Origin of the sequence: Pseudomonas juntendi, from assembly GCF_021560075.1 — a bacterium.
Taxonomy (GTDB): Bacteria; Pseudomonadota; Gammaproteobacteria; order Pseudomonadales; family Pseudomonadaceae; genus Aquipseudomonas; species Aquipseudomonas juntendi.
In genome coordinates, this window is sequence record NZ_CP091088.1 from 1,446,192 (window position 1) to 1,469,669 (window position 23,478).

General features: G+C 58.8%; 37 protein-coding genes and 2 pseudogenes. 24 read left to right on the plus strand and 15 right to left on the minus strand.

Annotated features, from left to right (window positions below; translation table 11 throughout):
* Positions 1-482: 482 nt before the first annotated feature.
* From L1P09_RS06570 to L1P09_RS06585, 4 genes are read right to left on the minus strand one after another with little or no spacing between them, the layout of a single operon-like run.
* On the minus strand, positions 483-998 hold the full coding sequence (locus L1P09_RS06570) for a hypothetical protein (RefSeq protein ID WP_009681707.1): 516 nt from the start codon (positions 996-998) through the stop codon (positions 483-485).
* On the minus strand, positions 995-2,908 hold the full coding sequence (locus L1P09_RS06575) for a site-specific integrase (RefSeq protein WP_009681708.1): 1,914 nt from the start codon (positions 2,906-2,908) through the stop codon (positions 995-997). The genes L1P09_RS06570 and L1P09_RS06575 overlap by 4 nt, the downstream gene beginning before the upstream one ends.
* Positions 2,905-4,596 (minus strand): tyrosine-type recombinase/integrase, encoded by a 1,692-nt coding sequence (locus L1P09_RS06580; protein ID WP_235768627.1) that lies wholly within the window; start codon positions 4,594-4,596, stop codon positions 2,905-2,907. Before L1P09_RS06580 ends, L1P09_RS06575 begins: the two co-directional genes overlap by 4 nt.
* Positions 4,593-5,723, minus strand: a complete 1,131-nt coding sequence (locus tag L1P09_RS06585) for a tyrosine-type recombinase/integrase (RefSeq protein WP_009681710.1) — start codon at positions 5,721-5,723, stop codon at positions 4,593-4,595. The genes L1P09_RS06580 and L1P09_RS06585 overlap by 4 nt, the downstream gene beginning before the upstream one ends.
* A gap of 97 nt (positions 5,724-5,820) precedes the next feature.
* Between L1P09_RS06585 and L1P09_RS06590 the strand changes: the two are divergent.
* The 3 genes and pseudogenes from L1P09_RS06590 to L1P09_RS06600 form a co-directional block, all read left to right on the plus strand.
* Positions 5,821-5,946: pseudogene (locus L1P09_RS06590) on the plus strand (site-specific integrase); the annotation flags it as partial.
* 138 nt (positions 5,947-6,084) lie between these two features.
* The gene (locus L1P09_RS06595) at positions 6,085-7,359 is read left to right on the plus strand and encodes an AAA family ATPase (RefSeq protein WP_029887632.1); all 1,275 of its coding nucleotides are present in this window, start codon (positions 6,085-6,087) and stop codon (positions 7,357-7,359) included.
* A gap of 64 nt (positions 7,360-7,423) precedes the next feature.
* Positions 7,424-7,993: an RloB family protein gene (locus L1P09_RS06600; RefSeq protein WP_080709270.1), complete on the plus strand. Its 570-nt coding sequence runs from the start codon at positions 7,424-7,426 to the stop codon at positions 7,991-7,993.
* Here L1P09_RS06600 and L1P09_RS06605 read toward each other — a convergent pair whose 3' ends face one another.
* The 7 genes and pseudogenes from L1P09_RS06605 to L1P09_RS06635 form a co-directional block, all read right to left on the minus strand.
* Positions 7,994-8,242: a helix-turn-helix transcriptional regulator gene (locus tag L1P09_RS06605; protein ID WP_029887634.1), complete on the minus strand. Its 249-nt coding sequence runs from the start codon at positions 8,240-8,242 to the stop codon at positions 7,994-7,996.
* Positions 8,239-8,646 (minus strand): hypothetical protein, encoded by a 408-nt coding sequence (locus L1P09_RS06610; protein ID WP_029887635.1) that lies wholly within the window; start codon positions 8,644-8,646, stop codon positions 8,239-8,241. The genes L1P09_RS06605 and L1P09_RS06610 overlap by 4 nt, the downstream gene beginning before the upstream one ends.
* Positions 8,643-8,786: a hypothetical protein gene (locus L1P09_RS06615; RefSeq protein WP_166524945.1), complete on the minus strand. Its 144-nt coding sequence runs from the start codon at positions 8,784-8,786 to the stop codon at positions 8,643-8,645. The genes L1P09_RS06610 and L1P09_RS06615 overlap by 4 nt, the downstream gene beginning before the upstream one ends.
* A 197-nt stretch (positions 8,787-8,983) precedes the next feature.
* Positions 8,984-9,163: pseudogene (gene csrA / locus L1P09_RS06620) on the minus strand (carbon storage regulator CsrA); the annotation flags it as partial.
* A 45-nt stretch (positions 9,164-9,208) separates the two neighbouring features.
* Positions 9,209-9,412 carry a hypothetical protein gene (locus tag L1P09_RS06625; RefSeq protein ID WP_029887637.1) on the minus strand — a complete coding sequence of 68 codons (204 nt, stop codon included), beginning with the start codon at positions 9,410-9,412 and terminating at the stop codon, positions 9,209-9,211.
* Positions 9,409-9,846, minus strand: coding sequence for a tellurite resistance TerB family protein (locus L1P09_RS06630; RefSeq protein WP_016489238.1), 438 nt, complete (start codon positions 9,844-9,846; stop codon positions 9,409-9,411). The genes L1P09_RS06625 and L1P09_RS06630 overlap by 4 nt, the downstream gene beginning before the upstream one ends.
* A 105-nt stretch (positions 9,847-9,951) precedes the next feature.
* A complete protein-coding gene (locus tag L1P09_RS06635; RefSeq protein WP_064314529.1) occupies positions 9,952-10,341 on the minus strand; it encodes a LuxR C-terminal-related transcriptional regulator in 390 nt (129 codons plus the stop codon).
* A 157-nt stretch (positions 10,342-10,498) separates the two neighbouring features.
* On the opposite strand from L1P09_RS06635, the gene L1P09_RS06640 reads away from it, so the two are divergent.
* The gene (locus L1P09_RS06640) at positions 10,499-10,816 is read left to right on the plus strand and encodes a DUF1654 domain-containing protein (protein WP_064314540.1); all 318 of its coding nucleotides are present in this window, start codon (positions 10,499-10,501) and stop codon (positions 10,814-10,816) included.
* 35 nt (positions 10,817-10,851) lie between these two features.
* On the opposite strand, the gene L1P09_RS06645 is transcribed toward L1P09_RS06640, so the two are convergent.
* Complete coding sequence (locus tag L1P09_RS06645) at positions 10,852-11,682, minus strand: XRE family transcriptional regulator (RefSeq protein WP_009681851.1); 831 nt, start codon at positions 11,680-11,682, stop codon at positions 10,852-10,854.
* Positions 11,683-11,773: 91 nt separating this feature from the next.
* Here L1P09_RS06645 and L1P09_RS06650 point away from each other — a divergent pair, with 91 nt between their 5' ends.
* From L1P09_RS06650 to L1P09_RS06715, 14 genes are all read left to right on the plus strand, one after another.
* Positions 11,774-12,070, plus strand: coding sequence for a Cro/CI family transcriptional regulator (locus L1P09_RS06650; protein WP_009681850.1), 297 nt, complete (start codon positions 11,774-11,776; stop codon positions 12,068-12,070).
* A 139-nt stretch (positions 12,071-12,209) separates the two neighbouring features.
* Positions 12,210-12,560 carry a hypothetical protein gene (locus L1P09_RS06655; RefSeq protein ID WP_064314528.1) on the plus strand — a complete coding sequence of 117 codons (351 nt, stop codon included), beginning with the start codon at positions 12,210-12,212 and terminating at the stop codon, positions 12,558-12,560.
* An 8-nt stretch (positions 12,561-12,568) separates the two neighbouring features.
* Entirely contained in the window at positions 12,569-12,802 is a 234-nt protein-coding gene (locus L1P09_RS06660) for a hypothetical protein (RefSeq protein WP_064314527.1), read from the plus strand.
* Complete coding sequence (locus tag L1P09_RS06665; protein WP_019438276.1) at positions 12,799-13,095, plus strand: hypothetical protein; 297 nt, start codon at positions 12,799-12,801, stop codon at positions 13,093-13,095. The genes L1P09_RS06660 and L1P09_RS06665 overlap by 4 nt, the downstream gene beginning before the upstream one ends.
* Positions 13,092-13,688 carry a hypothetical protein gene (locus L1P09_RS06670; protein ID WP_009681846.1) on the plus strand — a complete coding sequence of 199 codons (597 nt, stop codon included), beginning with the start codon at positions 13,092-13,094 and terminating at the stop codon, positions 13,686-13,688. Before L1P09_RS06665 ends, L1P09_RS06670 begins: the two co-directional genes overlap by 4 nt.
* A complete protein-coding gene (locus L1P09_RS06675) occupies positions 13,685-13,915 on the plus strand; it encodes a hypothetical protein (RefSeq protein WP_064314526.1) in 231 nt (76 codons plus the stop codon). Before L1P09_RS06670 ends, L1P09_RS06675 begins: the two co-directional genes overlap by 4 nt.
* Before the next feature lie 4 nt (positions 13,916-13,919).
* Positions 13,920-14,717, plus strand: coding sequence for a helix-turn-helix domain-containing protein (locus L1P09_RS06680; protein ID WP_064314525.1), 798 nt, complete (start codon positions 13,920-13,922; stop codon positions 14,715-14,717).
* On the plus strand, positions 14,698-15,498 hold the full coding sequence (locus tag L1P09_RS06685; protein ID WP_064314524.1) for an ATP-binding protein: 801 nt from the start codon (positions 14,698-14,700) through the stop codon (positions 15,496-15,498). Before L1P09_RS06680 ends, L1P09_RS06685 begins: the two co-directional genes overlap by 20 nt.
* On the plus strand, positions 15,495-16,877 hold the full coding sequence (locus L1P09_RS06690) for a replicative DNA helicase (RefSeq protein ID WP_064314523.1): 1,383 nt from the start codon (positions 15,495-15,497) through the stop codon (positions 16,875-16,877). The genes L1P09_RS06685 and L1P09_RS06690 overlap by 4 nt, the downstream gene beginning before the upstream one ends.
* The gene (locus L1P09_RS06695; protein ID WP_064314522.1) at positions 16,874-17,218 is read left to right on the plus strand and encodes a Lar family restriction alleviation protein; all 345 of its coding nucleotides are present in this window, start codon (positions 16,874-16,876) and stop codon (positions 17,216-17,218) included. Before L1P09_RS06690 ends, L1P09_RS06695 begins: the two co-directional genes overlap by 4 nt.
* Positions 17,215-18,549: a tyrosine-type recombinase/integrase gene (locus tag L1P09_RS06700; RefSeq protein ID WP_064314521.1), complete on the plus strand. Its 1,335-nt coding sequence runs from the start codon at positions 17,215-17,217 to the stop codon at positions 18,547-18,549. Before L1P09_RS06695 ends, L1P09_RS06700 begins: the two co-directional genes overlap by 4 nt.
* The gene (locus L1P09_RS06705; RefSeq protein ID WP_029887649.1) at positions 18,542-18,829 is read left to right on the plus strand and encodes a hypothetical protein; all 288 of its coding nucleotides are present in this window, start codon (positions 18,542-18,544) and stop codon (positions 18,827-18,829) included. The genes L1P09_RS06700 and L1P09_RS06705 overlap by 8 nt, the downstream gene beginning before the upstream one ends.
* Complete coding sequence (locus L1P09_RS06710) at positions 18,826-19,215, plus strand: antiterminator Q family protein (protein ID WP_064314520.1); 390 nt, start codon at positions 18,826-18,828, stop codon at positions 19,213-19,215. The genes L1P09_RS06705 and L1P09_RS06710 overlap by 4 nt, the downstream gene beginning before the upstream one ends.
* Positions 19,216-19,440: 225 nt before the next feature.
* Positions 19,441-19,950, plus strand: a complete 510-nt coding sequence (locus L1P09_RS06715) for an acyloxyacyl hydrolase (protein WP_016489223.1) — start codon at positions 19,441-19,443, stop codon at positions 19,948-19,950.
* Positions 19,951-20,266: 316 nt separating this feature from the next.
* Here L1P09_RS06715 and L1P09_RS06720 read toward each other — a convergent pair whose 3' ends face one another.
* Together L1P09_RS06720 and L1P09_RS06725 are read right to left on the minus strand one after the other, a co-directional pair.
* On the minus strand, positions 20,267-20,455 hold the full coding sequence (locus tag L1P09_RS06720; RefSeq protein WP_009685283.1) for an ECs_2282 family putative zinc-binding protein: 189 nt from the start codon (positions 20,453-20,455) through the stop codon (positions 20,267-20,269).
* A gap of 416 nt (positions 20,456-20,871) precedes the next feature.
* Positions 20,872-21,105 (minus strand): DUF6555 family protein, encoded by a 234-nt coding sequence (locus tag L1P09_RS06725; RefSeq protein ID WP_009685285.1) that lies wholly within the window; start codon positions 21,103-21,105, stop codon positions 20,872-20,874.
* Between the two features lie 121 nt (positions 21,106-21,226).
* On the opposite strand from L1P09_RS06725, the gene L1P09_RS06730 reads away from it, so the two are divergent.
* Complete coding sequence (locus tag L1P09_RS06730) at positions 21,227-21,598, plus strand: chemotaxis protein (protein WP_009685286.1); 372 nt, start codon at positions 21,227-21,229, stop codon at positions 21,596-21,598.
* Positions 21,598-21,915, plus strand: a complete 318-nt coding sequence (locus L1P09_RS06735) for a YfgM family protein (RefSeq protein WP_012313242.1) — start codon at positions 21,598-21,600, stop codon at positions 21,913-21,915. The genes L1P09_RS06730 and L1P09_RS06735 overlap by 1 nt, the downstream gene beginning before the upstream one ends.
* A gap of 65 nt (positions 21,916-21,980) precedes the next feature.
* On the opposite strand, the gene L1P09_RS06740 is transcribed toward L1P09_RS06735, so the two are convergent.
* Positions 21,981-22,211: a hypothetical protein gene (locus L1P09_RS06740; protein ID WP_042111232.1), complete on the minus strand. Its 231-nt coding sequence runs from the start codon at positions 22,209-22,211 to the stop codon at positions 21,981-21,983.
* Between the two features lie 102 nt (positions 22,212-22,313).
* Here L1P09_RS06740 and L1P09_RS06745 point away from each other — a divergent pair, with 102 nt between their 5' ends.
* The 4 genes from L1P09_RS06745 to L1P09_RS06760 all read left to right on the plus strand — a co-directional run bounded on the left by L1P09_RS06745 (position 22,314) and on the right by L1P09_RS06760 (position 23,419).
* Complete coding sequence (locus L1P09_RS06745; RefSeq protein WP_009685289.1) at positions 22,314-22,538, plus strand: hypothetical protein; 225 nt, start codon at positions 22,314-22,316, stop codon at positions 22,536-22,538.
* A gap of 64 nt (positions 22,539-22,602) precedes the next feature.
* Positions 22,603-22,896: a hypothetical protein gene (locus L1P09_RS06750; protein ID WP_064314519.1), complete on the plus strand. Its 294-nt coding sequence runs from the start codon at positions 22,603-22,605 to the stop codon at positions 22,894-22,896.
* A gap of 20 nt (positions 22,897-22,916) precedes the next feature.
* Complete coding sequence (locus L1P09_RS06755; protein ID WP_232555000.1) at positions 22,917-23,081, plus strand: hypothetical protein; 165 nt, start codon at positions 22,917-22,919, stop codon at positions 23,079-23,081.
* Positions 23,081-23,419 carry an HNH endonuclease gene (locus tag L1P09_RS06760; protein ID WP_064314517.1) on the plus strand — a complete coding sequence of 113 codons (339 nt, stop codon included), beginning with the start codon at positions 23,081-23,083 and terminating at the stop codon, positions 23,417-23,419. The genes L1P09_RS06755 and L1P09_RS06760 overlap by 1 nt, the downstream gene beginning before the upstream one ends.
* Positions 23,420-23,478: the final 59 nt, after the last annotated feature.

Consider the following 23,478-nt stretch of genomic DNA (forward strand, 5'->3'; position numbering starts at 1 on the left):
CTTGGACTGAATCGCCCCGGCTTTCCTAGAGACTCTCCAAGTTCTGGTGAACTTCCCCGGTGACATTCCCGTCCACAAAAGCCAGGGCAGCCAATTCAGGCGGGTGACCGTGCCGGTGCGGCTGGATCGAGCGATCATCTACACAGCCGTTAGACGGGCTTGGGCTCTTTGGCCTCCGCGTTGCTCTACCCAGCGGACAGCGCCAACAGGCGTTCAGAGCGGTTTCTATAATCGACTATAAAGACCTATAAAACCCATTCTAGAGCGGCTCACGCTATCTCCGCCACCGGCAAAGCGGAGAGCCATCGGGCTCGTTGCTGTTTTCCATCCAATACCTGCAAAGCAAAGAAGGTTGGTAGTCGACGAGCCACCTGCGTTCTGCAAGTGATCTGGGCTCAGTAACCCACAGGGTTGAGTCGGAACACCTACTCCTAACGCTGCGAGCAATGCTTAGAGCGGTCTTAAAGTACAGTGCCCTGGGTTCACTCGGAGTGATCGCGGGGCCCGGCGACCGACCTCAGCGGAACCGACTTCGCAGTCACGGCCAATCTAGTCTGCAAGTCCGCTATGAGCTTGTCGCGCTGCTGGATAGTGGCTTCAAGCTCCCGTACGCGGTGAGTCAGCAAATAGTTCTGACGAGCCCATGCAGTAATTTCATCTCGCGCCGCCTCGAGTGCCTCCCGATACTCGCGGGCCTTGGCCTGTGCTTCCCCCAGCTCCCCTTGCTTAGCCTCCAGTTGCTGCTTCGGCATGGTTTCGTTGAACTTGCGGATCGCCGTCAGGATGGGCTCGTGGAAACGATAAAGCGTGGAGCGATCGATACCCGCTTCTCTCGCCACTGTCGTTGCGCTGATCGCAGCGCCGCGCTTAACGCGGCGCGGATTGCCATTTCTTAGGCGAGCGAGCGCCAACTCTAGCTCTTGGCGGGTCTGCCGCTGCGACGCTTCCTTGTGCGCCCGTAGCGCCTCGGGATTACCTGCTGCGTCCACGCCGCTCATGCTTCCGACCTACTGCCATCGAGTTTGCTGATCACCTGATTCGCTTTCTCCAGAATGCGGTTGGCCCGGCTCTTGGCCGGTACGCCCATATCGGGTAGTTGCAGCACCACTAGTTGCTGCTCAGCAATTTCTTTCCAAACAGGAAGGTGTTCAGGGCCGATCAGCGCCATATTGCAGTCGACGCACATATCGGCCTCGAACAGACACAGCCCACCGCAGCTGCCCCCTTTGGCATTACCGGCGCACCAACTATGCCCGGTACCGTTGAGGGTGATCGTGCTGCTCAACTCCTGAATCAACTCGTCCTTGTTCTTGGCGGTGCGAACCATGGGGCGCCACGTGCCCAGCCAATCCTCACCTTTGGCCAAGGGGGTATCGGAGTCGAGGTAACCGGCCAGTATCTCCGCTTGGCGTTCCTGTTTAGCGCGCACCACGTCGTCCAGCAGACCGTTATCGATCTGGTACTCGTCGGCCCCGCCGTCGGCATACAACATGGTCATGTCGAGGCTCCAGTGCCCATAGTGCTCTTTTAGGTACAGCAGATCCCCCAGCTCCGAACGAGCATAGTTGTAGGCGAACGTGCGCCGGAACTGGTGGGAAGCCAGGTCCCACACTTCGCCGTTGTCGGCTCGGATCTGGAAATGCCGGCAGAAGTCCTTCAGCCACCTGTTGACGGCGGCGCCGCCCGGCATCACGGCCACCGGTCCCTGCTGGCTATAGTGCGTCGCCAAGAACAGCTTGTTCTTGCTCCTGGATATTTCCGCCAAGCGCTTTGCATGCTTCGACTCGATGGTTTCCAGCTTGCGAAGCTTCCGCTCTTCGTCCCGGAGCATCGATTGGAAAGGCTCGATCATGCGCTCGGCGAGATCGACCGCTTGCACCACGATCGGCGGCACTAGCCATTTGTGTGGTCGCTCGCCGGTCTTGTAGATCGTGCCATGCAACCAGATGCACTCGTAGCTGCCATCGATTCCGGGCTCCCTTGAGATGCACCCGGACTCCAAGGACATCATTTCGGAGTTGCGCAGGCCGGAGAACATGTTGATGCAGATGTAGCTGGCCGTCCTGAGTAGCGCCATTTCGGCATGCAGTTCTCTGAGCCCTGCATAGCCGTGTGCCCTGGCCACTTCCGTACCAAAGACCTGTCGATAGGCATGCCCTTTCACGCCACGCGCCTCGGCTGCCGCCATGGCCTGCTCCGCCTCGGCCTGAACGACCAAGATCGCCGGCGCACGCTGCTCAACGTACTCAATGGCTTTCTGAGCAAGCGGTACGAACACCGACTCGGGAATCACCGGCGTTTTCGGCACTCGGTGGGCCATGCGTTGGTCCATGCCGGCCAGCAGGGCAGCACTTTCAAATGGCCAGGGATGAGATGGCAGGTAGTCATCGATCTTCCCCACCTGCGCATACAACTTCTCGACCAGGAGCAACCTCTTCATCACGGTACTTTTGGCGGACTTTCCATCCTTGGCTGCCACTACGTACTCCAGGGTTCTGCCATCCAACTGGGCAAACCTGGTGATGCCTTGACTGACCATCCAACGCAGCAGAAACGCTAGGTTGCCCATCAGGGAGATCAGTGTCTTCAGCCCCAGGCGCTTCCCGCCCTCGATGGGATCGACATGAAGCGACCAAATGAAATCCTTGGCCGAGGCCAACAAGCTGCGATGCGCCTCGTCGGTCAGCCTTGAACCGTCCGGCAGCGCGATACCCCAGATGATCCGCTTTTCACCGTCCTTGGCATTCTCCCTTGAGATGTACGGCCAGAAATTCCAGACGTCATCTTCGTACCGGCTGATTACCACCGGCGAGCCTGCCGTATCGACGGCGGCCGAGACAGGCAAACGTGCTTTTTGCAGGAAAGTCAGATCTGCCAGGCGAGTAACGTCAAGCGGCAGCGGGATCATAATGCGGCTCCAGAGACCGCCCAGGCGGGATGAGGTGTCAGCCTGGCCTTGCTCTTTGCTGCCTCGACCAGGTCAGCCGGAAATTGCGTTGCTATGTCGTTGTCGATGGTCTTGATGACCCAGCCGTATGTCTTGACCCAGTGATGCGGGGCGATCTTGTTTCTTTCGGCAAGCAGCTTGTTGTAGAAGCTGAACATCTTCCAGAGATCGTCCTCGAAAACCACCATCTGCGGGCATCTGAAGCAGACCATGTACTTGCCGCAAACCTCTCCTCCCTCGCGAAAGGGATTCTTGCAGCGAGCAACGACGGTGTTGTATCCGCCGCTCAGGAGTTCGTGCACGTTCTGCAGCGGAATCCTGCCATCGGCGGCCAGTGCCGTGGCTTTTGTCTCATCCGCGGAAGTGATCCAGCCCACCATCGCTTGACCCACAAAGACATGATCCCGCTCAGCAACTGCCGGTAACGACACATAGTGGCGTGCGGTGGTCTCGGCGGATGCATGGCCCAGTGCGAGTTGGACTTTGCGAATATCTCGTGTTCGGGCATACAGGTTGGTGCCGAAGGTCGGGCGACAACGAGCGACGCTGAAGAGAAGGCGCTCCCCACGGTCATCCACCAGTTCATGTCGTGCCACGAAATCCGCGATGGCGTTTCGGGCATCCACTTGGGTGAAGCGGTTAACCCGCCCCTGACGGGTGGATCTTGGGTGGCGCCCGGTATGGGGCACCTGCCACAGGAATACGACGTCGCGATCCTCGGCGCGCGCTTCGTCGCTCAGTGAGCGGGTGAATTCAGCCAGCCACCGGAAGTGGTTGCCCACGGTGGTGGGAATCGTGAGTATCTGCTCTTGCTCAGCCCCCTGGTCGGCAGCCTGCGCCCGGTATGATGCGGCCTGCGTGGAACCGCCGCGGCGTTTTTCAGTGATGAGAACTTCCCGATCCTTGAGCGGATGGGGTTTTAGGCTATCTCGTCGCAGCTCAAGCAGGCCTTGAAAGTTCCGGCCGGTGGCCAATGCCAAAACGATCAGGTGCACCGCCAAAACCTGGGCCGGAGACAATGAGTCTTCGCCCCTTTCATTGTGAATCCGCTTCAAGTCTTGGTTGCACGCCGCAATGATCCTGTTCTGCTCGCCCTTGCTGTAGGACGCGCGCTTCGGCACCAACCGATTGATATTGGGGAACGGCGACTTGGGGAACCTCAACTGAGTGCTGACCGACTCCGGCGTCTTTTTCATTCGGTTGGTCAGCACTGTCTTCAGCGCAGAATAGGCGTTTTTCTTCGCCGAGAGTGACAGCGGTTGACCGGTCCGCCGCCCCCCGCCGGCGATGCGTCGCTCGAGCCACGCCAGGAAATCTCTGACCATCTTCTCGTCAATCTGGCTCAAGCGGCTGACAACGCAGCCACTCTTCTCAAGGTCATCCAAGAATGGCAAGAAGTAAGTGGCGAGTTGCTGAAATATCCCCTGCAGGGTGATTCCCACCAGCTCATGCCGCAGCGACCACACGGCATCCCGTACATGCATCACCAGGTCATCGCGATCACGCCGGCACCATGGATCGAAATCGAAGCGGATTTCACCATGGTGCTGACAGCTGATGGTGAAGCACCATGACGGCGGCAAATCGACAACAGTGCCATCCAGTGTGATGGACTCGACTTTCCGAACGACCCGCTTCCTGCCAATCATGAACGACTCCCTACGCGCTGCAGGACCTCTTCAACGTAACCGTCCACCTCATCATGTTTCAGCAGGTCCGCCGCATGCACGTAAACCTCGGTGGTGGTGATGCTCGAATGGCCCAGACGATCCCGTACCCAGTGCAACGCGCCATCCGTGCCGCGCCGCTCGGACATGCGCAAAAATTCGTAGGTGCCGAAGGTGTGTCGGAGACGATGAGGCGTGCACTTCACCCCAGACTTGGCCGAGGCTCGTTGAAAGGTCACATCCAAGCCATCCAGCGACAACTCAGCGCCATCACGGGTCAGGAAGAGCCTGGTTGTCTCCGCGCCATGGCGCTTGTGGTACATGCCGGCTAGTTTCGGTCGATCCCGCATCATGTAGTCGAACAGATGGCCCGCCAAGTCGTATGGCACCATCACCCAGCGCTCCTTGGAGCCCTTAGTCGGCGTAAGACTCGGATCGAGCGTCATCTTGATGGCCTTACTTGGGGAATGTCCGGCCGGCGTCGGCAGAACCCGAACATCGAGCGCGCAGGCCTCCTCACGACGCAGACCACATAGCAACATCAGGTAGGCCACCAGTTGCGTCCTGCGAGGCGACAGCGCCCCGATAAACTGGACGGCCTCCGGGATGCTCAGAAACTTGGGGAGTTGCTGCTGAGTACGCAAGGTCAACTCATTGGCCTGCAGGCGATTCCCTGAAGCATCGACGTGGGCCAAGAACCCCTTGGGTTTTGACACAAGCACATCCTGAGTTTCGAATGGCAGCTGTTCGGCCAAGCCCTGGCGAGCGCACCAAGTGTAAAACGCACTGGTGGTCGAAAGGCGCTTGTTGATCGTGGAGCGGGACAGGCCACGATCCAGCATCGAGTTGCGCCAGACCGCAATGTGCTCCTGGTTCACCCGAGTCCAGAACAAAGCGTTCTCTTCGAGGAAGGAGAAAAACTCGTAGAGGTGGTCTGCGTAGGTTCGCCAGGTGGCGGGAGAGCGAGTGCGCCCTCGCACGACCGCGATGTGGAAAAGGTAACGATTGGCCGACTCGATCAGCTCTGCACCGGCATTGGCCAGGAACGGAATCCCTGGCAAGGGCACGCCATTCAGCTCGAAACTCTCATCCGTGTAGAACACCCGCATAGGCCTTTCCCTTCTAGCAACACCATGATGGTAGTGTGCTGATTCTTAAGGATATTTGTCAGCAACACCTTGATGCTAGTAGAACATGAGTTCTCCCAGTCGTTTCTTCGAGCGCGGCTTCACGATGATGGAGGTCGCGAGTATCACCGGTCACAAGACCCTGGCGATGCTCAAGCGCTACACACACCTCAGCCCGCAGGACCTCGCCGAGAAACTCGGCTAGGCAGCGGCTTACATTCTCCACAGGTTACTCATCCTGCGTCTCTTGAAAAAAATGACGCCATAGCGTAAAAACCCCCGCTAAGCTTAGTTTTTGCGGAAAATCCGCAAAAATAGCCAGTTTGAGAGGGTAGGGAGCAAAATGCTCATCGAGTTCAGCGTCACCAACTTCAAGTCCATCCGTGAGCGTCAAACGCTTAGCATGGTCGCTTCCAACTACTATAAGGAGTTAGTAGATGAAAATACATTTGAAGTTGAGTCCGAGGAGAGTTTTCCTCGGTTGCTGAAAAGTGCTGTTATCTATGGGCCTAACGCTTCGGGAAAATCGACGCTAGTCGAGGCTATGGAATTTGTTGATAACTTCGTATGCACATCCTCCAATGAAAGTCAGTCTGGCGATAGAGTGGCGGTGGTACCATTCAAGCTATCTGCTGAAACTAGAAATGGTGATTCCCAATTTGATGTAGCATTTTTTGAGGAAGGCGTGCGCTTCGAGTTTGGGTTTTGTGCTAACTCAGAACGTGTGACCGCCGAATGGCTGTATGCCTACCCCAAAGGAAGGGCTCAGCGAATGTACACTCGTTACTACAATGATGATGTGGACTCTTATCATTATGTATGGGGGAAGAATTTTCTCGGAGGAAGACGTCGTACCGACTGGAAAAATAGCACTAGACCGAATGCTCTTTTCCTGTCCACCGCTGTGCAGCTTAATTGCGAGCAATTGCAGGCGCCTTTTAACTGGTTTAAAAGTCGGATTGCTACTCTTGACCCGAGTGTTCTTTCTGCAAGTTATACAATGAAACACTTCGAGGAAAGAAAATCAGCGATTTTGGAGTTTCTTTCTGCGGCAGATTTATTTATTGCAGATATTAAGATTGATAAAATCAAATTTGATCCTGCATTGGTCCCCTCAGATATGCCGCCAGGGCTCAAAGAGGAGGTCATCAAAAATATGTCTGGGAAAGAATTCGCGGAGGCAAAATTTTACTTAAAATCTGTTGATGATGGAGAGTTGATTGAATTCGCTGACGACGAAATCTCTGCGGGTACAAAAGCGTTGTTCAACTTCTCAGGGCCTTGGATTGATGTGGTAAGTCGGTCCCGGGTGCTTTTTGTCGATGAGTTAGATAGCAGCCTGCATCCGCTTGTAGTTCATCAGCTAATCCGCATCCTTCACAATTCCGGCAGACCTGTTCAGATGGTGTTCACTACCCATGATACTTCCATTCTTGGGCACAAAGGAATCTTGCGCCGCGATCAAGTATGGATGATCGAAAAAAGTGATCAACAAGCGAGCATTTTAACACCGTTGTCAGATTACTCCGTACGTGATGACGAAGCCTTGGAGAAGGGATATCTTGGTGGTCGTTATGGTGGAATTCCATTTGTAAAGGATCTATCAATTGGGAACTGATAATCTTCATCATAAGCGTAGAGCGAAGTCTTACGAGCGGAAGCTAGGCAAAAAGCCTCCGGGAATGAGGTTGTTGATTGTTTGTGAGGGCTCTAAGACGGAGCCCCACTATTTTACTGAGCTTAGGCATGATCAGCGTTTGAAAACTGCAAATATCCGGATTTGCGGTAAAGAGTGTGGGTCTGATCCTGTCTCTGTTGTCAAATACGCTGAAAAAATATTTGATGATGAGGCAGGCGCTTACGACAGGGTTTATTGTGTAATGGACACTGATACTCACGCTAATTTAGAGCGTGCGTTAAAGTTGATAGAGATGCGAGGAAACCCGTTCATAGCCATTGTCTCATCGCCGTGTTTCGAGTTTTGGCTTATGTTGCATCATCTCCTGCACCAGACCTCCTTCCGTGCCACCTCTACCAAATCTATTGGCGAAGTCGTCGAAAGCGCGTTGCGCAAGCTAGACAAAGCTTACACGAAAGGCAAGCCCGGGGTTTGGGCCAGATATAAAGATAAGCTGACAACGGCTATAGATAACTCTAAAAGAGTTCATAAAGTCGCGAAAGCTACCGGCAACACCAATCCGTCTACTGAGGTGCACGTAGTCGTTGAAGCGATGATGACCCTGAAGGCGTGATCAGGCGGCGTGGAGCGAAGGGGGTACCTTTCGCTTGCGCCCCGCCTTCTGCTTTTTGTGGTCTCCATCTCGAAACTCGCGCAGGAATCTGCGCACGTCCTCTTTCAGCCAGCAATGCCGGTTGCCCATCTTGAAGCTCTTGGGCAGCCACGGTACGCCGCGGCGAATCCCCTCCCTGATTGACGCCTCGGTGCGGCCCAGCAGCTTGGCCAGGCCCTCGACCGTCAGCACCTCTGTCTCTTCGCTCATACCTTGCTCCCGACCTGACGCGCCAGATTCTGGTTGTCACGCTGATCTGTCACGTCAGTCGTCTTCAGTTCATTGATCACTGATTCGATGCCAGCCACATAGCTGCCAGGCCGGCCTGCCGTTGCTCCGACCAATCGCTCTGCTACTACCTCTACCGGCGACCCCCGCAGCGAGGCGACCAGGTCAACGGCCCAGCGCCTCGCCTCCAAGTACATGAGCCGGTTGATTGGCCCGGTTGCAGGCATTGATACCCCTGAGGCCCTGATGCCTTGGTCCACGGCATGCGGAGCCGGTACTTTCGCGGCCGATCGCGACACGACCGAGTTGACCCGGCCGCGGCCCCGCTTGAGCCCCATCGACTCGATGATTTCCATCGCTGCCTGGCTCACATCCCGCTTGCTCATGAGCACCTCCGGAAATGGTCCGCCAGCACTCGGCGCCCGTCCAGGCCGCAGGCGGCGGACAGGTCGAGGACCTGCCCAAAGGTTGTTTCACGGTGCTGCAGGGCATCCCATAGCAGCAGGAGCAGGCCGGTCTGGCTCATGGCTGCTCCTCCGGCTTTGGCTCCTTGTCGCGATCAAGGAGTTTGTCGATGCGGGCAATCAGCCTGTCGCGGAAATTGTCATTTCCCTGATAGTCATTGATGAAGGCGATTGCCTCCCTGAGCAGCACGTCGGCCTCTGCCAGTTGCGCCTCGCGCTCTGCGAGCTTGGACGGCAGGTCGACCTGAGCGGATGCAGTAGAGGGCAGGTTGCCGCCCTCGACTCGAATGCGCTCGAAGATCTCTTGGCGATGCACGGCGACGCCTGCAGGGGCTTCCACCCCGATACGCGTTTGCATGCCTTTTACGCCCAGAATGGTCACAGCAATGTCGTTGTTGATGCGGATGGTCTCGCCAACACGACGGGTCAAAATCAACATGGTCAAACTCCTTGTAGGTGAGGGCGGCGAGCGCCGCCCTTCAGTTCACTGCGTTGTGCGCAGTTCGTTGCGTGGTACCCAGCCGCCGGTGGTTTTCACCATGCAGCCGACGTAGGGCGCGAACTTGGTTTGCCGCTCTGTCTGGTAGCCGTACCATTGGCACGACCCCCAGTTCACTGCGGCGGTGATTGCGAGCGCGGACAGGGCGAGCCCCGTAACCGCGCCCAGGCCAATGTGCTTTCGTTTCACGCCTCGATCCCGAAGTCTTTCGGGCGAAGGCCCAACTGCACGCCTACTTCGGCCAGGACCTTCAACTCTTCTGGGCTGATGTTCCCGTCACCTTCGGCAACGGTGATCATGTTCACGAACACCTCTTCAGCATCGAGGGGGTTGTTCTTGATGTCCGCGATCTCGCGCATGATGTTCATGCGCCCCAAGCGGAACCCGGCCTGCAGCTGCTCGGTGAACAGATTCACAGTGGCGGTGATTTCCTGGCCGAAGTGCTCGAGGTTTTTGTTGGCGCGGATCTGAATGTCGATCTGCGCTGCCTCATTCTTGCTGATCTCGCCATCAGCTGCAGCGACCAGCAGGCAGCCCCCTACGATGGCCTGCATCAGGTCGCGGTTTTCCAGCTTCTTGACTGCGCGCTTGGCGCCGAACAACTTCTTTCCAATGCCGAACATAGGTGTTTCCTCTGGTTGGTTGATGTTTCTTCGGGCAAGCCGGGGACCTGCCGCGTTTGTTGGCTTTCGCAAAAATCAGGGTTGGATCAAGTCAGGCGGGGAGCGTCACGCCACCGCCAAGGCGCATTCGGCGCGCCGGTTTGCTACACGGGTTTCAATCTTTCTTTCGCCACTGTTGCCACCGCGGCGGATGCGGGTGAATTCATCAGAGCTAGCGACAGAGTGGCCGACGAGGATGGCACACAGAGCAACAATCATCGGGGAGATCAGTCCGCGGCGCATTGCTTCAGCCACAAGCTGGGCACGCTTGATGACGCCGAGCTTAGTGCTGGCGGCAAGTAATCGCTTGTCGATGGTGTCCTTGGCTATACCTAGTTCCCGTGCGGCCTCTTTACTTGTCAGCCCGCATGCCACAGCCATGACGCACTGGAGCTCTCGCTCCGCCAAGCCCAGCCCAAGGCTGCCAGTCCAGTTCCCGAAAGTCAGTGCGTTCATGTGCTTCGCTCCGTGCGAGTGAGTTGATGGGGTGAATAATGGTTTCCCTTTATCCGCCTGTCAACAGGTATACCTTTATTTCTTGGCGGCGCTTCCCTCAGGCATCCTCACTTGGTTACCCTTTTCTGTATGGATATACAGTAATCAGGGGATGGGTGTGGCCAAGCAAAAAAAACAAGCGGCAGAGCAGCGCACAGAGATGACAGGCATGGAACGTTTGGTCTTGAGAGTTTCTTCGATGATCAACCACCCGATAGCTCAGACCCAGAGGTGGGTGACAATTCACCAGCTTGATACTGATAGTGATCAGAATTGGGAGGAGGTCATGAGCATGATCGCCGAAACCCCAGGAATAGAAATGACCTTCAGCGATGATGGAAGCGTGACGCTTCAGTGGGAGGCCGATGAAGAGCAGACCTCCACCTTGGCGATGGAGGGGGCAGAAGCCGAAGAGGAGGTCGCCGCCCCGTTTTGAGCCCGCATGTGCGCGCTGAGCCCTGACTCGGCGCGCTAGAGCAGGTTGCCATTCCAGACGTAGAGGACCTTTGCCTGGATGTAGGTCTCTTCTTTGCGGATCATCCGATCCTTATGTTTGGGGTTGTCGGAGATCATCTCGAAGTGCTCATCGTCCGCGACCTGCAGTCGCTTGATGTACTCATGGCCACCCCAGGATATGAAGTACACACCATCCCCCACGAACTCTCGAACGGTTACGTCGACGATCAGCGGATCTCGGTCTTTGATCGTTGGGGCCATAGACTGCCCCCACCCCGTGACGAGTTTCAGGTGGTGCGGCTCCTTGAAGTCCAGCCCCAGCTCTCGCAGGTGCCGCAGGCTGACGCGTACATCTCGGAGCATTTCCGGGTAGTCGTGCGTCACCTGGCCGCTACCCATTGCACCCCGCACGTCGTAATGTGCGATTCGGATCATATCGCCAGCGGAGCCACGGCTAGCGCCTACCTTTGCAGAGCCGTCGCCAGGGGGGGAATCGGTCTCTTCGGCAGCTTGGAGTAGACGATTGCGCGCCTCTTCCGACAGGCCCGAGCCCGTTTTTGCCAGCATCTGCCTGACCATGTCCGCAGCCGAGAGCTTCTGTATCTCCTCACCGACGAGAGCGTAACCTGGCTCGGTTGGGGCGGGAATGCTACCCACTCCCTCCGCCAACCATAGCGCGTCAACCCCGCAGATCTGGGCGATCTTCACCAGGTGGCTGCTGGATCGGGAGAGCCCTCTCTCGATTTCCGAGATTGAGGCTTGCGCGATGCCAGCCCTTTCGGCCAGCTCGGTCTGGGTAAGCCCTTTCAGGCGGCGGGCGTGTTTGAGTCGATCTTTGAGTTCCATAACGCACCAATCTAATGGTTAGCCTTTTTCCTTGCAAAAAGGTATGCCTCTAAAATACAGTAAAGGCATACCTCTATTCGGCGTTAAGCCCATGAATGAAATCTTCAATGACCTGGTCAAGTTTTTTGGCGGCCAGGTGGCAACAGCGAAAGCGCTAGGCGTGACGCAAGGCACTGTCAGCGGTTGGGTGCGCGGCGTCCATGGCTGCTCTGCTGATATGGCGCTGATCATTCAGGCCAAAACTCATGGGCGTTTCGCCGCTTCGTGCATTCGTCCATCGCTGGCGGAATCGCTTCCGACCTTGGAACAAAAGGTAGCAGCAAGAAGCCATCACGCGCAGCCCAACGAATCTGCTGTGAATTCATCCAGTACGGCGCTGGCCAGCTGATGAGCACCCACGCCGCTCAGTTTTTGTTGTCCGGCTGACTTTTCAGCAGGCAACAAAAAACCCGCTTGCCGGCGGGTTCTTTAGATCCGGTCCCTTGCCGGGGACCTTCTTGAAACGTCTTTGATTAGGAGACGGCGATATGTCGCACCCAAAAAATACCACCGAGGCACCGCCAACGCAAGCCGGCCCGCTTGTGACCATGGCGACTAAATTCAACCAGAACGGGGACGAGTACTTCTTTTCGACGGTGCCTGGGATCAGTTGCTCTGAGGCGTTCAACTTTGCAAGTGCCAATCTGAGCGCAGCAGAAGACCTGCTCGGCCAGCTCGTCCAGGTCAATGCAAGCTGTAACTTGGCCTTTGCGATCCGCGCATTGGTTGGCCAAGCGAGAGCGCTGATCGACTCCGGGGTTGGATCTGTCGAGCAGGCCGAAGACTTCGCGCCACAAAACCTTGTATCTCCGATTCGTGGCGCGGGGGTGTCGGAATGAGCCATCCCATGACCAGGTTTTCTTCCCCCGCCAAGCGCATAGAGGAGGGGCTTGAGCTGCTGGCGATCCTCGCCGAGGTGCTTGAGCACAACGGCGGTTTCAAGGACAGCGGCCCAGGCGAACACCCAGCAATGATCGGCGAACGCGGCGAGGACGGCATCATCCGTTCCATGCGAGTAATCGCCTGGGCGGCTCACCGTGAGTTTTGTCAGATGGCTACGGACTTGGAGATCCCCCAATGAACCAGATTGTCCCGGTGTGGCAGCCAGATGGCTTGCATGGTGAGATCGTCCACGACGTGACCCTCACCGCAGCGGATATCGCGCGTTTTAACGAAGCGCGCGAATCATTCAAGTTGATCAAAGCCTTGTACTGGGCGCATGTCGTGCCCTCGCTCGGCGGATTCGACAACCCTGTAGCCGGCGAACTTGAACGCCTGTTTGAACGTGTCGTTTTCGACACGCGAAACTTTATGTGGCCTCACCGCAACGCAGCTGCCTTCCATGATGCAAAGGATGTGGGAGGTGCAGCATGAGCAGCGTTATCAATTTCCCCGCCGCCCCCGCAGCTGAGGTGATCGACGAAGCCTTCTTCGAGAAGTTCGCCGATGCTGCCCTGCTGATGACGTGCTTCGAGACCGTCGCCAACGCCATCGAGGTGGTGGAGGAGGGCGTCAAGATCCATGAGCGCGACGAAACGCACATCAGCCTCATTGAGGCATGCATGGCGCTGGCGGTGCTCTTCCGTAGGCGAACTGGCTATGCCGTGCAGAATGTTTCTGCTGATCACCTGGAGAAGCAGCGCCAGGCGCTGTTGGCAGGAGAGGTGATCAGTTCTCTACCAATCCCTATCCGCCCGCCTGAGCTCAAGCCGTTGCCCGCGTCTGCTTTTGCCGGCCTGGCCGATCTGGAGCTGGCGCAGGCTGGATTCAACTACATCAGGCGTGTCGGTGAGCTCATCAACGGAAACTGCCCTCACTTGGTTGAGCTGGACCTGGCGAGAGCCCACTCGGTTGACGCCTTGAACGTATACAGCCAACTGATCTCCCGGCTTGCTGGCAGTGCTGCGCAGGATGTGAGTGCTTCTCTTCCGGCCATCACCGGTCCCTCATCGGAGACCCTCCAATGACCACGCCCCCAAACCATGCCCAGGCGCTCCCGCAGCGCGCTGTCGCGTCGATCATCACCGGCCCTTGGCCAAGCTACGCCGCATTCCGGGACCTGCCAGAGCGCGAGCGTTGGGTGCTGTACGGAAGCGCGAAGGCTTATCGCGAGGCGCTGGAGCTTCAGGGGTTCCAGATGGCCGAGAGCTACGACCAGTTTGTCCGGCGGGTGACCGCTGAGTTGGAGATTTGAACCGATGAGCGTTCAAGCAATGACCTGGGCCCTAGAACAGCAGGAGGTTGGCGAGCCGCATGCCCGGCACGTCCTGCTGTGCCTGGCCAACTATGCCGATCAGGATGGGCGCGCCGCATTCCCTTCGGTGGCTCGTCTTGCAGTCGATACCGGCCTGAGCCCTCGCACTGTCCAGTATCGGCTTCGAGACCTAGAGCAGAAGGGGGCGATCCGCCGGGGCAACCAAGCTATTCCCGCTGCCTACATCACCCAGCGCGATCGCATTCCGGTGTGCTACGACATCGCCATGGAGCGGGGTGCACAGCATGCACCCGGTGCACGCCAAGACGTACCGGGGTGCACGCCAGAACATAACGGGGTGCACGCCACGACAGAACGAGGTGCACAGCATGCACCCGAACCATCAATTAACCACCAATTAACCACCCATAACCGTAAAGAAGGCGCAGACGCCTCAGGTGATGGCAAAGGGAAGCGGAAGGCAAAGGAATCCTTTGACCCTCTGATGGCCAAGCCGGAGAACTGCTCTGATCGCGCTTGGGCCGACTTCTGCGAGATGCGCAAGGCAAAGCGTGCACCGCTGACCAGGCGCGCTTGTGACCTGATTGCCAAGAAGCTGGAAGGGCACCAGAACGCTGATGCGGTCCTCGACAAGTCCACCGTCAGTTGCTGGACCGATGTTTACCCAGAGGCGACGGCAAACGCTGGCGCACGGCCAGGCCGGCCTGGCGCATTCAACAACATCCCTCAGCACACCGATGACATGTACCAGGAGAGCCACGATGGCCGCCCAAATTTCTGATCTGTTTCACCGTACCCCGGCCAAGCGCATCTTCTCCGGCCAGTGCCCGGTGCATGGTCGCGTCGATATGAGCGAAGTCGAGCAGTTGGACGGCTCGATGCTGGCGCGTGGCTGCAAGCGCTGCGCTTGGGAGGCCTTGCATACCAGCCCCCGCGACTCGGCAGAACGCGCCCTGGCCACTGCCCAGCACAAGGTCGAGAAAGCCAGCGAAGCGCTGATCGCTGCCGGGATAACCCCGCGCTTTGCCGGCGCCACCTTCGACAGCTACCGCGCCGATACGGAGCCGCAGCACAGGGCTCTGGCCAAGTGCCAGGCCTATGCCGAGGAGTTCCCGGCCAATTTCCGGGCGGGCCGCTCCCTGCTGCTGACCGGCAACGTCGGTTGCGGTAAGACTCACCTGGCCAGCGCTATCGTCCGTACGGTGGTGGCCGATCAATGCCGTGCGCTGATCATCCCGGCCGGGGACATTGTGAGCATTGCCCGCGCTTCCATGGTGCCCGGCTCGGGCTACACCGACCGTGACGTGGCAGTCCATCTTGGCGGCCTGGACCTGCTGGTGATCGATGAGATCGGTGCGCAGAAGGGCAGCGAGTACGAGCTGGGCCTGCTGCACAGCATCATCGACCGCCGGTATCAGTCCGTGCTGCCGACTGTGGTGATCAGCAACTTGAACGCTGACGGCCTCAAATCCTACATCGGCGATCGCGCCCTTGACCGATTGCGTCAGAACGGCGGGCAGCAAGTCGGGTTCACTTGGGAATCGAAGAGGGCTGCGGCATGAGGGCTCTCTACAGCGACGAGGCTGAGCACGGGGTGCTTGGTGCGGTCATTCACGCTTCGCTGCAGCAAGACGAAGGCCTGGTCGAGGACATGCTCGGCCAGATGACCTCGGCCGACTTCTATCACGCCGACAATGCGGCCCTGTTCGAGGCCATGCTGGAGTGCCGCGAGCAAGCCATGCCCATTGATCCGGTGACCTTGGGGGCAGTTCAACGGCTGCTCCCGGGTGGCGACAACGTCATGGCCTATGCCGCTGAGCTGGCCAGCAAGGTGCCTTCTCTGGCCAACTGGAAGGCCTACGCTAAGCATGTTAAGGAATGGGGCGTGATTCGGCGCATTCTTGACGTGGCAGGCGGCGCGCAGGAAATGGTGCAGGCCGGGGCACCTACCGGCGAAGTAATCGCCGCTGCCCAGCAGGCCATGGCAGACCTGCGCAACCTTGATGGCGAGGCCAAGGGTTACAAGCGGCTGGATCAATGGATGGGAGATGCCGCCGTCCTGGTGGATGAAAAGCATCGAGGGGTGGCGCCGAAGTGGCCCTCCACGGGGCTCGAAAAGCTGGATGAGCTGGTCCAAGGCCTTCGCCCGAAGAAGGTGACCGTAATCGCCGGCCTGCCGGGCAGTGGCAAGACCACCCTGGCCCTGCAGATCGCACAGCACAACGCCGTCAAGGAGCGGAAGCCGTGGCTGGTGTTCTCCATCGAAATGCCCGGCGAAGAACTGGGGCTGCGCGCTATCGCCTCGCTTGGAGGGGTGGCTCTGCACAAGCTGGATAACCCGGCCCAGATGCGCGAAGACGACTGGGCCAGGATGAGCGGTGCCGTAGGATTGGCCCTGGAAGCCCCGCTCTTCGTCTGTGACGACCCGGTGCAGACGCCGTCCACTATTCGCGCCACGGCTCGGCAGTGCCAGCGCGAGCACGGACTGGCCGGCATCGTGGTCGACTACCTGACCCTGGTGCGCAGCGAGCGTGGTGGCCGATCTCGTACCGAGGAAGTGGGCAAGATCAGCAAGGCCCTGCTGCAGCTGGCCAAGGAAATGGCCGTCCCGGTCATTGAGCTGGCCCAGCTGAACCGTGACTCAACCAAGCGCCCTGGGAAGAAGCCCCAATCCAGCGACCTGCGCGACTCTGGTGAGATCGAGGCCGACGCCAGCTGCATCCTGATGGTGCATCGCGACATGGATACGGAGGAGGGCCAGAACGGTCTCACGGAGATCCTGATGACCAAGTGTCGCCATGCGCGGGTTGGCAGCTGCATCGTCCAGCAGGAGGGGCAGTATGGCCGGTTCGCCACCTACGCCGGTTCGCTGCCCAGCGATGATGAGGTCGAGGCTGGGCGTGGCAGCTACGCCCAGCGCTACAAGGGGGCCGACCTGTGACCGAGCCAATCAAGATGGCGCCATGCCCATTCTGCGAAGGGCCGCCCTGCATCACGGCCAAGGATGAAGACGGTACCGAAATTTCTGAGGGCCACACCTTCGACCCCTCTGACGAGTTCCCGATGGTCTCGGCGCACGTCTGGTGCCACGACTGCGGCGCGCAGGGGCCGAACATCGACACGCTGACCCTGGGCACGTTCGAGCGCCTGTATGACCTGCAGGTGGCGGATGTGATGCGGATCGCTGTCGAGAGCTGGAACAACCGCCACGCGAAGGCCCGCGCCTGCTATGACGCTGGCGATCAGAAGGGCCTGAACCTATGGCCGAGGAGGGACGCATGAGCGACACCAAGACCCTCACCGTTACCCTCAGTGACGCGGAGATCCGCCGGCACGCTGCTGGTGAGGTCTTCCAGCTGCGCGACACCCGCCACCGGGAGTTGCGGTTCCGTTTCTCGACTGTGGACCGTTCCCGCGGCGCCTGGCACGTCGTGGTGCGTGGGCGCTGGGGCAAGGCTGGCGATTACCCGGGCATCAACACCAAGACCATGCTGGCCACGCTGCCAGCGATCCTGGCTCGTCGTGCCGCCGATGCCGACGCCAAGTCCACCACCACCAGCTGGGCCACGGTGGGCGATGTGCTGGCGTGGTACCGCGATCGGATGAACCGTGACCGTGGCCTGTCGGCCAAACGCAAGGCCAGCGCCAAGTCAGCGCTTGATCGCCACCTGGTGCCGCGCCTTGGTGACTTGCCGCTGGCCGAGACCAACAAGCAGGCGATCGACCAGCGCCTGATGTGGCCGCTGCAGGAGCGCTATGCTCTGTCCTTCGTGCGCTCGGTCTACGGCGTCCTTTCGGTCGCGTTTCGCCAGGCCCTGCGTCTGGACATGCTGCCAGCCAATCCCATGGCCTCGCTGAAGTTCACCGACTTCGTGCGAACCCGGATCAGGCCGCGACCGGCGCGACTGCGCGGGGATGATGTGCCGGGCCTGCTGGCGGTGATGGCCGAGCGCTTCGAGGTGGAGCCGGCGGGCTGCATGCTGGCCCTGATGATGCTGTGCCACGGTTCGCGGCTGGGTGAGACCCGGCTGGCGCGCTGGCGCAATGTCAACCTTGAGTCGAGGCGCTGGTTCATCCCGGCGGGTGACACGAAGACCAAGGCCGAGCACACGCTGCCGCTGACCGCCCAGGCTTGCGCACTGCTCCGCCGGTACCAGCGCCTGCAGGCCGCCCAGGGTTACACCGGCCTGCTGTTGTTCCCGGGCAGCCACGGTGCACCGCTGAGCCCGAGCAAGGCCAACACCTTGTTCACCGATCTGGCCAAGGGCGAGTGGTCAAGCCATGACCTGCGCAAGGTGGCCCGCACAGCGTGGACCGACCTCGGCGTGGATTACATGGTGGGCGAGCTGCTGCTGAACCACGCCATGAAGGATCTCGACGCCACCTACATCCACACCACGGCCGAAGGGCTGAAGCGTCAGGCTCTGGAGGCCTGGCACCAGCACCTCGACGGGCAGGGGTTCGCCGTCATTCACACCGAGACATTGCTGGGACAGAAAACCGGGCCTGTAGCCGTTGACGCCACTACCTGGGCGGGTTGCGGCACCTCACAGCATCCATCCCAAGGGAGGATGCACGATCAAGATTCCAAGCCAGGAGATGGCCATGAGTAATGTTGCAGCGGCCATGCCGCGCAAAAGCTTGACCCCTGTAGAACGGCAGTTCTTGAAACAAGGCAACCGCCTGCTGCTGGACCAGGACAACGGCCGGATCGCTTCGGCAGCCCTGATGGACATCGTGGCCGACTGGCACGGCTCTCGTGCTGCCCAGGGCTTCGAGCAATATGCAAAGGCCTGGATCATCCAGGGCGGCGCCAAGAACAAACACGCCTACAAGCTGCTGTGTGAGCTGTTTGGCCTGGATACCGACCCAACGCCCCGGAGGGCTGCATGAAGAAACGAACCTACGCGGACAAGGCGCTGGGCGATACCGAGTACATGCTCGAGCAGTGGGGCTGGTGGCGAATGTGTGAGATGGGAGTGCCACGTTACGTGTCGCCTCTCTACGCACTCATGCGCGACAACGTTCCCAGTGAAGGTGGCATTCGCCAGCATGTGATCACTGACGACCTTGCGCTGATCATCGACGGCGCTGTGGCCAGGCTGACGAAGCGCAATCAGCAGATGGGGGATTTCGTGTGGGCTTACTACGGATCGAAGCACCCAGCCATGCGTGTTGGGAGGGAAGCGGGCATGTCTGAGCGCAAGGCGCGGGAGATCATCAAGGCCGGCGTTGCATGGATCGACTGCGCCCTCGAAGAAATTCGAGAGGCTGCATAAATAGCTCTATGCGGGCGGATAAACACCTGTTTTCATAGCAGCGTGTCCAGCTTGCAACGTTACGCGACACAGACAAACCCCGGCCATCGTGTCGGGGTTTTGTGTTTTTGAGGGGCTTCGATTCAGGTAGCCCTCCAGAAAAAGCATTTTTCTTGTATGAGGGAACGATTTGATAGCGCTATGATTCTGATAGGTTGCTACTCAATAATATGGAAGACCGTGAGTATGAAAAACGTTCTCGCCGTTGTGGCGCTTTCCCTTTTCGCTGCGTCCGCCGGAGCGGCTGAGCTATCCGGAGCGCTTGGCGCGACAGGCCAAGGTGGTCTTACAGCGCGCGTCGGCATTGGCTTTAACTGGGACAAAAGCTGGTTTGAATCCAGTACTGGCCGTCTCACCGGTTATTGGGATGCTGGCTACACCTACTGGGAAGCAGGCGATGCTTCAGGTGGGGCTCACTCGCTGTCCTTTGCGCCAGTTTTCGTTTACGAGTTCGGTAGCGGTAACGTGAAGCCATTCGTTGAGGCTGGCATCGGCCTGGCGGTCTTCTCTGGTACCTCCGCAGGTGACCAGGACTTTGGTTCGGCCTTCAACTTCGAAGACCGCATCGGTGCGGGCTTGAAGATCGGCGAGACGCAGAAGGTTGGCATCCGAGCGATTCACTACTCCAACGCTGGCATTAAGCAGCCCAACGACGGTATCGAGTCGTACTCGCTGTTCTACAGCCACCAGATTTAAAAAAGCACGATCCCTCTTTGCCCGCCCTGTGCGGGCTTTTTTGTGCGGATGACACGCTCAGGCAGCTGGACTAAGTCGGTAGTGGCGTCGATCAAAGCCGTGCGCTCCCTGATCGGCTACGCGATGAGAGTCTGGGGTATGTGACCCAGCGATCCAGGCCACCAAGCCGGGTATGCACCGGCCCTCCGCACCCATTCCAAGCCTCGGTATCTGCCGGGGCTTTTTCGTATCTGGAGGCTGTATGGAAAAGCTACAGCTCGACGTTGAGGTTGAGGGCGCCGCTGACTTCCTGCGCCCTCTGGGCGAAACGCTCAAGTCACTTGAACAGTTTCCCGAGCTGCCGCTCCAGGTCTTTCGTGACCTTGTCACCCACAGCCTTCATGAGTTTTCCGTAAGTCTCGACAGCGCCGCACTTGCCGCAGGTGACCTTCGAGTTGTTGTTCGGCCTAGCCGGAACCTCGAACTTGTCACTGCCGCACTTGGCGCACTTGAGGGTTACCTTCATCGTTTTTCGCTCCGTGAAACGTCTTGTGTGGAAACTCGACGATAGCACGGGGCTATCTTTTCACGTATCCAAGGGCTCGCCAGTTCGACGGGTCATTTTGTTTCTGGAGCACCACCTATGGCCGAGCCAAGTACCGGCGCCCTCGCAGTGACCGGCGTACTTGCCAGCGTCGGCTTGGGTGCCCCGGCATAGCTAATCATCCCCCTCAATGCGTACATCCGAGATACCCAAATCTGCGACCGCACTGCGGAGATCATCATGTGATAAGCGGCACGGCGCGCGCGCCTCAGACAAGGGGTCAGCGGGGGCATGCAGACGGAGGAGAGCGGTCAGCACATTGTCTTCGTTCGGCGTGCTAGACCAATCGCATATCCAGAATCTGGTATGGCCTTTGAGGTTGTAGTCGATGCGGTATTTCATAAGTTGCCGGACCTCCGCCATTGGACGTCAGTTATGCCGAAGCGCTCAGCAGCAGGCCGAGAGACTTTTCTGATATCCGAAGCAGTGAACTTAGGGATGACTCCAACGCCGGCTTCGCAGGCAGCCCAGTGCCAGGCCTCAGCGTTATCCATCCTCTCGGCGCGGACGATGAATTCGCGAGCTTCTCCATGGAGGTGATAAGCGACCACATAGATGTTACTGACGGGCATTTACTAGTTCCTTCTAGCGAAGCCAGATCGGCCAACATTCCTTTTAACCCCTAGGGATTCCGGGGGCAAGCATCCGGCCGGTTTAACGCCGGAGCACAATTCTCACGTACGGAGCAAGCAAATGGACCCGACCGACCTGGGCCCAGGCACAGCCACCTGGCTGGGCGGTAGTGGCATCGTTGTCACGGGCGCATTGCTATGGGTGCGCCGCTTCCTGTCCAAGGACGCTGCTGATCGCGCTATGGACAATGCCGATATCGGCACTGTCCGCCGGCTTAATGAACTGCTCGATTCCGAGCGAGAGGCCCGAAAGCTGGCCGAGGCCCGCGCCGATCAGTTCGCCAAGGAGCGCAACGAGTTGGCAGCAGCAGTTGGACGGATGGAAGGAAAGATTGAAGCGCTCACGTGTCAGGTGGGCCAGCTCACTGAGAAGGTGACCACGCAGAGCGCAGAGATCTCCCGGCTGCGTGCACAGCTTGGAGGTACAGCCTGATGGACAAATGCGCTTTGGAATTCATCGCTCGACGCTGGTGGCGACGGGCAGAGGTGTGGGTCATCGCTGTGGTGCTCATTGCAGGCGGTGCAGTTCTGGGTTGGCAGTCTGCTTATTGGTCGATGGCCAGCACTCAGTCGCACCAGGTCGACGAGATCCGGAAGGCCTACGACGCCGCAATGGCTGAACGTGACAAGCGTCTGGACGAGCTGACCAGAAAGGCCGAGAGCGCCGCGACCAAGGCGTCGAAGGCAGCCACTACCGCGACCCAGGCAGCCGACAAGGCTGATGAGGCGCTGAACCGGGTATCGCAGTAGCCGCGCCACAAATCAGACATGCGCCGTTTCGTGGCGCGAGCACGCTGATCATGCGTTCCGCCAGATTAGTGAAGCACTCGACCGAAGACCGGTTGAAGCTGATCCCTTTCGTGGATGACTCCGCGCGCTGCCTTGGTAATTACATCTTGCTGAAGCTGATTAACCTCCATGGTGAGGACACGAACGGCAGTTTGATAAACAACTGATCCGGACGCCTCGGGATGCTCCTCCAGTAGGCCTTCAAGCTTCTCGGTTAACAAAACGCACCTGTCTATAAGCTCTTCGATTTCTTTCATCACGGTTTCTCCAGATCTTTCCGCTACGACCATCCGGGCGGAATGTCGTTCCGACGACCCCGCGGATGCGCCGATTTCATTGCGCGAGAGAGCTTATCGAACATGGCCAAGCAACCCTATACACCATGCAGGCTGTATGTCGACGGTGCCGACGGCATTGCAGTCAGTGATTTCATAACCACTGCTGCCGGATCTGCCTATTTGGTGCAGACGCTGCGTGTGAGCCGCACCCGGCCAGAGCGAAAGTACATGGGCTGCTTGCGCTGGCCCATCGCCGAGATACCCGCCGATGCGCGGTGCTACCAGCTGACCTGGTACAGGAGGTGAGCAATGGCCTGTAGTGGATGCGCCGCTCGGCGCGAGTGGATCAACAAGTGGATGAAGGTGGCATATGAACGATCAAAGCAAATCGTTGGCGGTGGCGACCATCGTTCCAGCACCAAACACCAATCCGAACAGCCCGCACCTCGCGACGGGGACCAAGGTCCTGCTCAGTGATGGAAGTGAGCTGGAGGGCGTGTTGAGCATTGAGCTCAAGGTTTCGGTGGACAATCCGGTGTGGCATGCGGTGATCACCGTGCTACCTCGAGAGATTCCCGTTGTGACGGTGGATGCCCAGGTGGATCAGATCGAGGTCACCAGCCTCATGAGCGACTCGCGGCAGTGTCGGCAGGCAGAGCAATGAGCCTGGCTGTTGAAGAGCGAATGGATCAGCTCCTCGCTGAGCTGCAGAAGCAGACGAGCCTGCTTGAGCAGATAGCAGCGCAGAACCTGGCACTGATCGAAGCGCTGGCTGACGGTGACGATGTAGATCCTGACGCCGTGCCATTGGCCTACCTGGATGGCACGCCCGTTCACGGTGGCCGCTGATGGCCAGGCTCACGTCCCTCAAGCCACCGATGCAGGCGCAGCCATCAAGGCTGGCGACGGTCAACCCGGAGTCATGGCGAACGGCGAAGGATACAGCTGCCCAGCGTGGCTATGGGTACAAGTGGCAAGTGGCGCGGGCCGAATGGCTCCAGGCCAACCCGCTGTGTGTGTACTGCCAGCGTGAGGGGCGGGTGACCGCAGGTACTGTCGTCGACCACATCGTCCCGCACAGGGGCGACATGAAGCTGTTCTGGAACCGAGGCAACTGGCAGACCCTGTGCAGGCATTGTCACGACGTGGTGAAGGCAGCCGAGGAGGCCGCCGGCCAGATCGGTTGATGCACGGCGATGGCGTGCCTCAAGCGGTTGAAGCACGTCATTTCCCCGATTTCAAGGGG

What these genes read in the sequence shown, in the direction of transcription:
- L1P09_RS06570 (WP_009681707.1), bottom strand. Translation starts at nt 998, where the DNA reads ATGAGCGGCGTGGACGCAGCAGGTAATCCCGAGGCGCTACGGGCGCAC.
- L1P09_RS06575 (WP_009681708.1), bottom strand. Translation starts at nt 2,908, where the DNA reads ATGATCCCGCTGCCGCTTGACGTTACTCGCCTGGCAGATCTGACTTTC.
- L1P09_RS06580 (WP_235768627.1), bottom strand. Translation starts at nt 4,596, where the DNA reads ATGATTGGCAGGAAGCGGGTCGTTCGGAAAGTCGAGTCCATCACACTG.
- L1P09_RS06585 (WP_009681710.1), bottom strand. Translation starts at nt 5,723, where the DNA reads ATGCGGGTGTTCTACACGGATGAGAGTTTCGAGCTGAATGGCGTGCCC.
- L1P09_RS06595 (WP_029887632.1), top strand. Translation starts at nt 6,085, where the DNA reads ATGCTCATCGAGTTCAGCGTCACCAACTTCAAGTCCATCCGTGAGCGT.
- L1P09_RS06600 (WP_080709270.1), top strand. Translation starts at nt 7,424, where the DNA reads ATGAGGTTGTTGATTGTTTGTGAGGGCTCTAAGACGGAGCCCCACTAT.
- L1P09_RS06605 (WP_029887634.1), bottom strand. Translation starts at nt 8,242, where the DNA reads ATGAGCGAAGAGACAGAGGTGCTGACGGTCGAGGGCCTGGCCAAGCTG.
- L1P09_RS06610 (WP_029887635.1), bottom strand. Translation starts at nt 8,646, where the DNA reads ATGAGCAAGCGGGATGTGAGCCAGGCAGCGATGGAAATCATCGAGTCG.
- L1P09_RS06615 (WP_166524945.1), bottom strand. Translation starts at nt 8,786, where the DNA reads ATGAGCCAGACCGGCCTGCTCCTGCTGCTATGGGATGCCCTGCAGCAC.
- L1P09_RS06630 (WP_016489238.1), bottom strand. Translation starts at nt 9,846, where the DNA reads ATGTTCGGCATTGGAAAGAAGTTGTTCGGCGCCAAGCGCGCAGTCAAG.
- L1P09_RS06635 (WP_064314529.1), bottom strand. Translation starts at nt 10,341, where the DNA reads ATGAACGCACTGACTTTCGGGAACTGGACTGGCAGCCTTGGGCTGGGC.
- L1P09_RS06645 (WP_009681851.1), bottom strand. Translation starts at nt 11,682, where the DNA reads ATGGAACTCAAAGATCGACTCAAACACGCCCGCCGCCTGAAAGGGCTT.
- L1P09_RS06650 (WP_009681850.1), top strand. Translation starts at nt 11,774, where the DNA reads ATGAATGAAATCTTCAATGACCTGGTCAAGTTTTTTGGCGGCCAGGTG.
- L1P09_RS06655 (WP_064314528.1), top strand. Translation starts at nt 12,210, where the DNA reads ATGTCGCACCCAAAAAATACCACCGAGGCACCGCCAACGCAAGCCGGC.
- L1P09_RS06660 (WP_064314527.1), top strand. Translation starts at nt 12,569, where the DNA reads ATGACCAGGTTTTCTTCCCCCGCCAAGCGCATAGAGGAGGGGCTTGAG.
- L1P09_RS06665 (WP_019438276.1), top strand. Translation starts at nt 12,799, where the DNA reads ATGAACCAGATTGTCCCGGTGTGGCAGCCAGATGGCTTGCATGGTGAG.
- L1P09_RS06670 (WP_009681846.1), top strand. Translation starts at nt 13,092, where the DNA reads ATGAGCAGCGTTATCAATTTCCCCGCCGCCCCCGCAGCTGAGGTGATC.
- L1P09_RS06675 (WP_064314526.1), top strand. Translation starts at nt 13,685, where the DNA reads ATGACCACGCCCCCAAACCATGCCCAGGCGCTCCCGCAGCGCGCTGTC.
- L1P09_RS06680 (WP_064314525.1), top strand. Translation starts at nt 13,920, where the DNA reads ATGAGCGTTCAAGCAATGACCTGGGCCCTAGAACAGCAGGAGGTTGGC.
- L1P09_RS06685 (WP_064314524.1), top strand. Translation starts at nt 14,698, where the DNA reads ATGGCCGCCCAAATTTCTGATCTGTTTCACCGTACCCCGGCCAAGCGC.
- L1P09_RS06690 (WP_064314523.1), top strand. Translation starts at nt 15,495, where the DNA reads ATGAGGGCTCTCTACAGCGACGAGGCTGAGCACGGGGTGCTTGGTGCG.
- L1P09_RS06700 (WP_064314521.1), top strand. Translation starts at nt 17,215, where the DNA reads ATGAGCGACACCAAGACCCTCACCGTTACCCTCAGTGACGCGGAGATC.
- L1P09_RS06705 (WP_029887649.1), top strand. Translation starts at nt 18,542, where the DNA reads ATGAGTAATGTTGCAGCGGCCATGCCGCGCAAAAGCTTGACCCCTGTA.
- L1P09_RS06710 (WP_064314520.1), top strand. Translation starts at nt 18,826, where the DNA reads ATGAAGAAACGAACCTACGCGGACAAGGCGCTGGGCGATACCGAGTAC.
- L1P09_RS06715 (WP_016489223.1), top strand. Translation starts at nt 19,441, where the DNA reads ATGAAAAACGTTCTCGCCGTTGTGGCGCTTTCCCTTTTCGCTGCGTCC.
- L1P09_RS06720 (WP_009685283.1), bottom strand. Translation starts at nt 20,455, where the DNA reads ATGAAGGTAACCCTCAAGTGCGCCAAGTGCGGCAGTGACAAGTTCGAG.
- L1P09_RS06725 (WP_009685285.1), bottom strand. Translation starts at nt 21,105, where the DNA reads ATGCCCGTCAGTAACATCTATGTGGTCGCTTATCACCTCCATGGAGAA.
- L1P09_RS06730 (WP_009685286.1), top strand. Translation starts at nt 21,227, where the DNA reads ATGGACCCGACCGACCTGGGCCCAGGCACAGCCACCTGGCTGGGCGGT.
- L1P09_RS06735 (WP_012313242.1), top strand. Translation starts at nt 21,598, where the DNA reads ATGGACAAATGCGCTTTGGAATTCATCGCTCGACGCTGGTGGCGACGG.
- L1P09_RS06740 (WP_042111232.1), bottom strand. Translation starts at nt 22,211, where the DNA reads ATGAAAGAAATCGAAGAGCTTATAGACAGGTGCGTTTTGTTAACCGAG.
- L1P09_RS06745 (WP_009685289.1), top strand. Translation starts at nt 22,314, where the DNA reads ATGGCCAAGCAACCCTATACACCATGCAGGCTGTATGTCGACGGTGCC.
- L1P09_RS06750 (WP_064314519.1), top strand. Translation starts at nt 22,603, where the DNA reads ATGAACGATCAAAGCAAATCGTTGGCGGTGGCGACCATCGTTCCAGCA.
- L1P09_RS06755 (WP_232555000.1), top strand. Translation starts at nt 22,917, where the DNA reads ATGGATCAGCTCCTCGCTGAGCTGCAGAAGCAGACGAGCCTGCTTGAG.
- L1P09_RS06760 (WP_064314517.1), top strand. Translation starts at nt 23,081, where the DNA reads ATGGCCAGGCTCACGTCCCTCAAGCCACCGATGCAGGCGCAGCCATCA.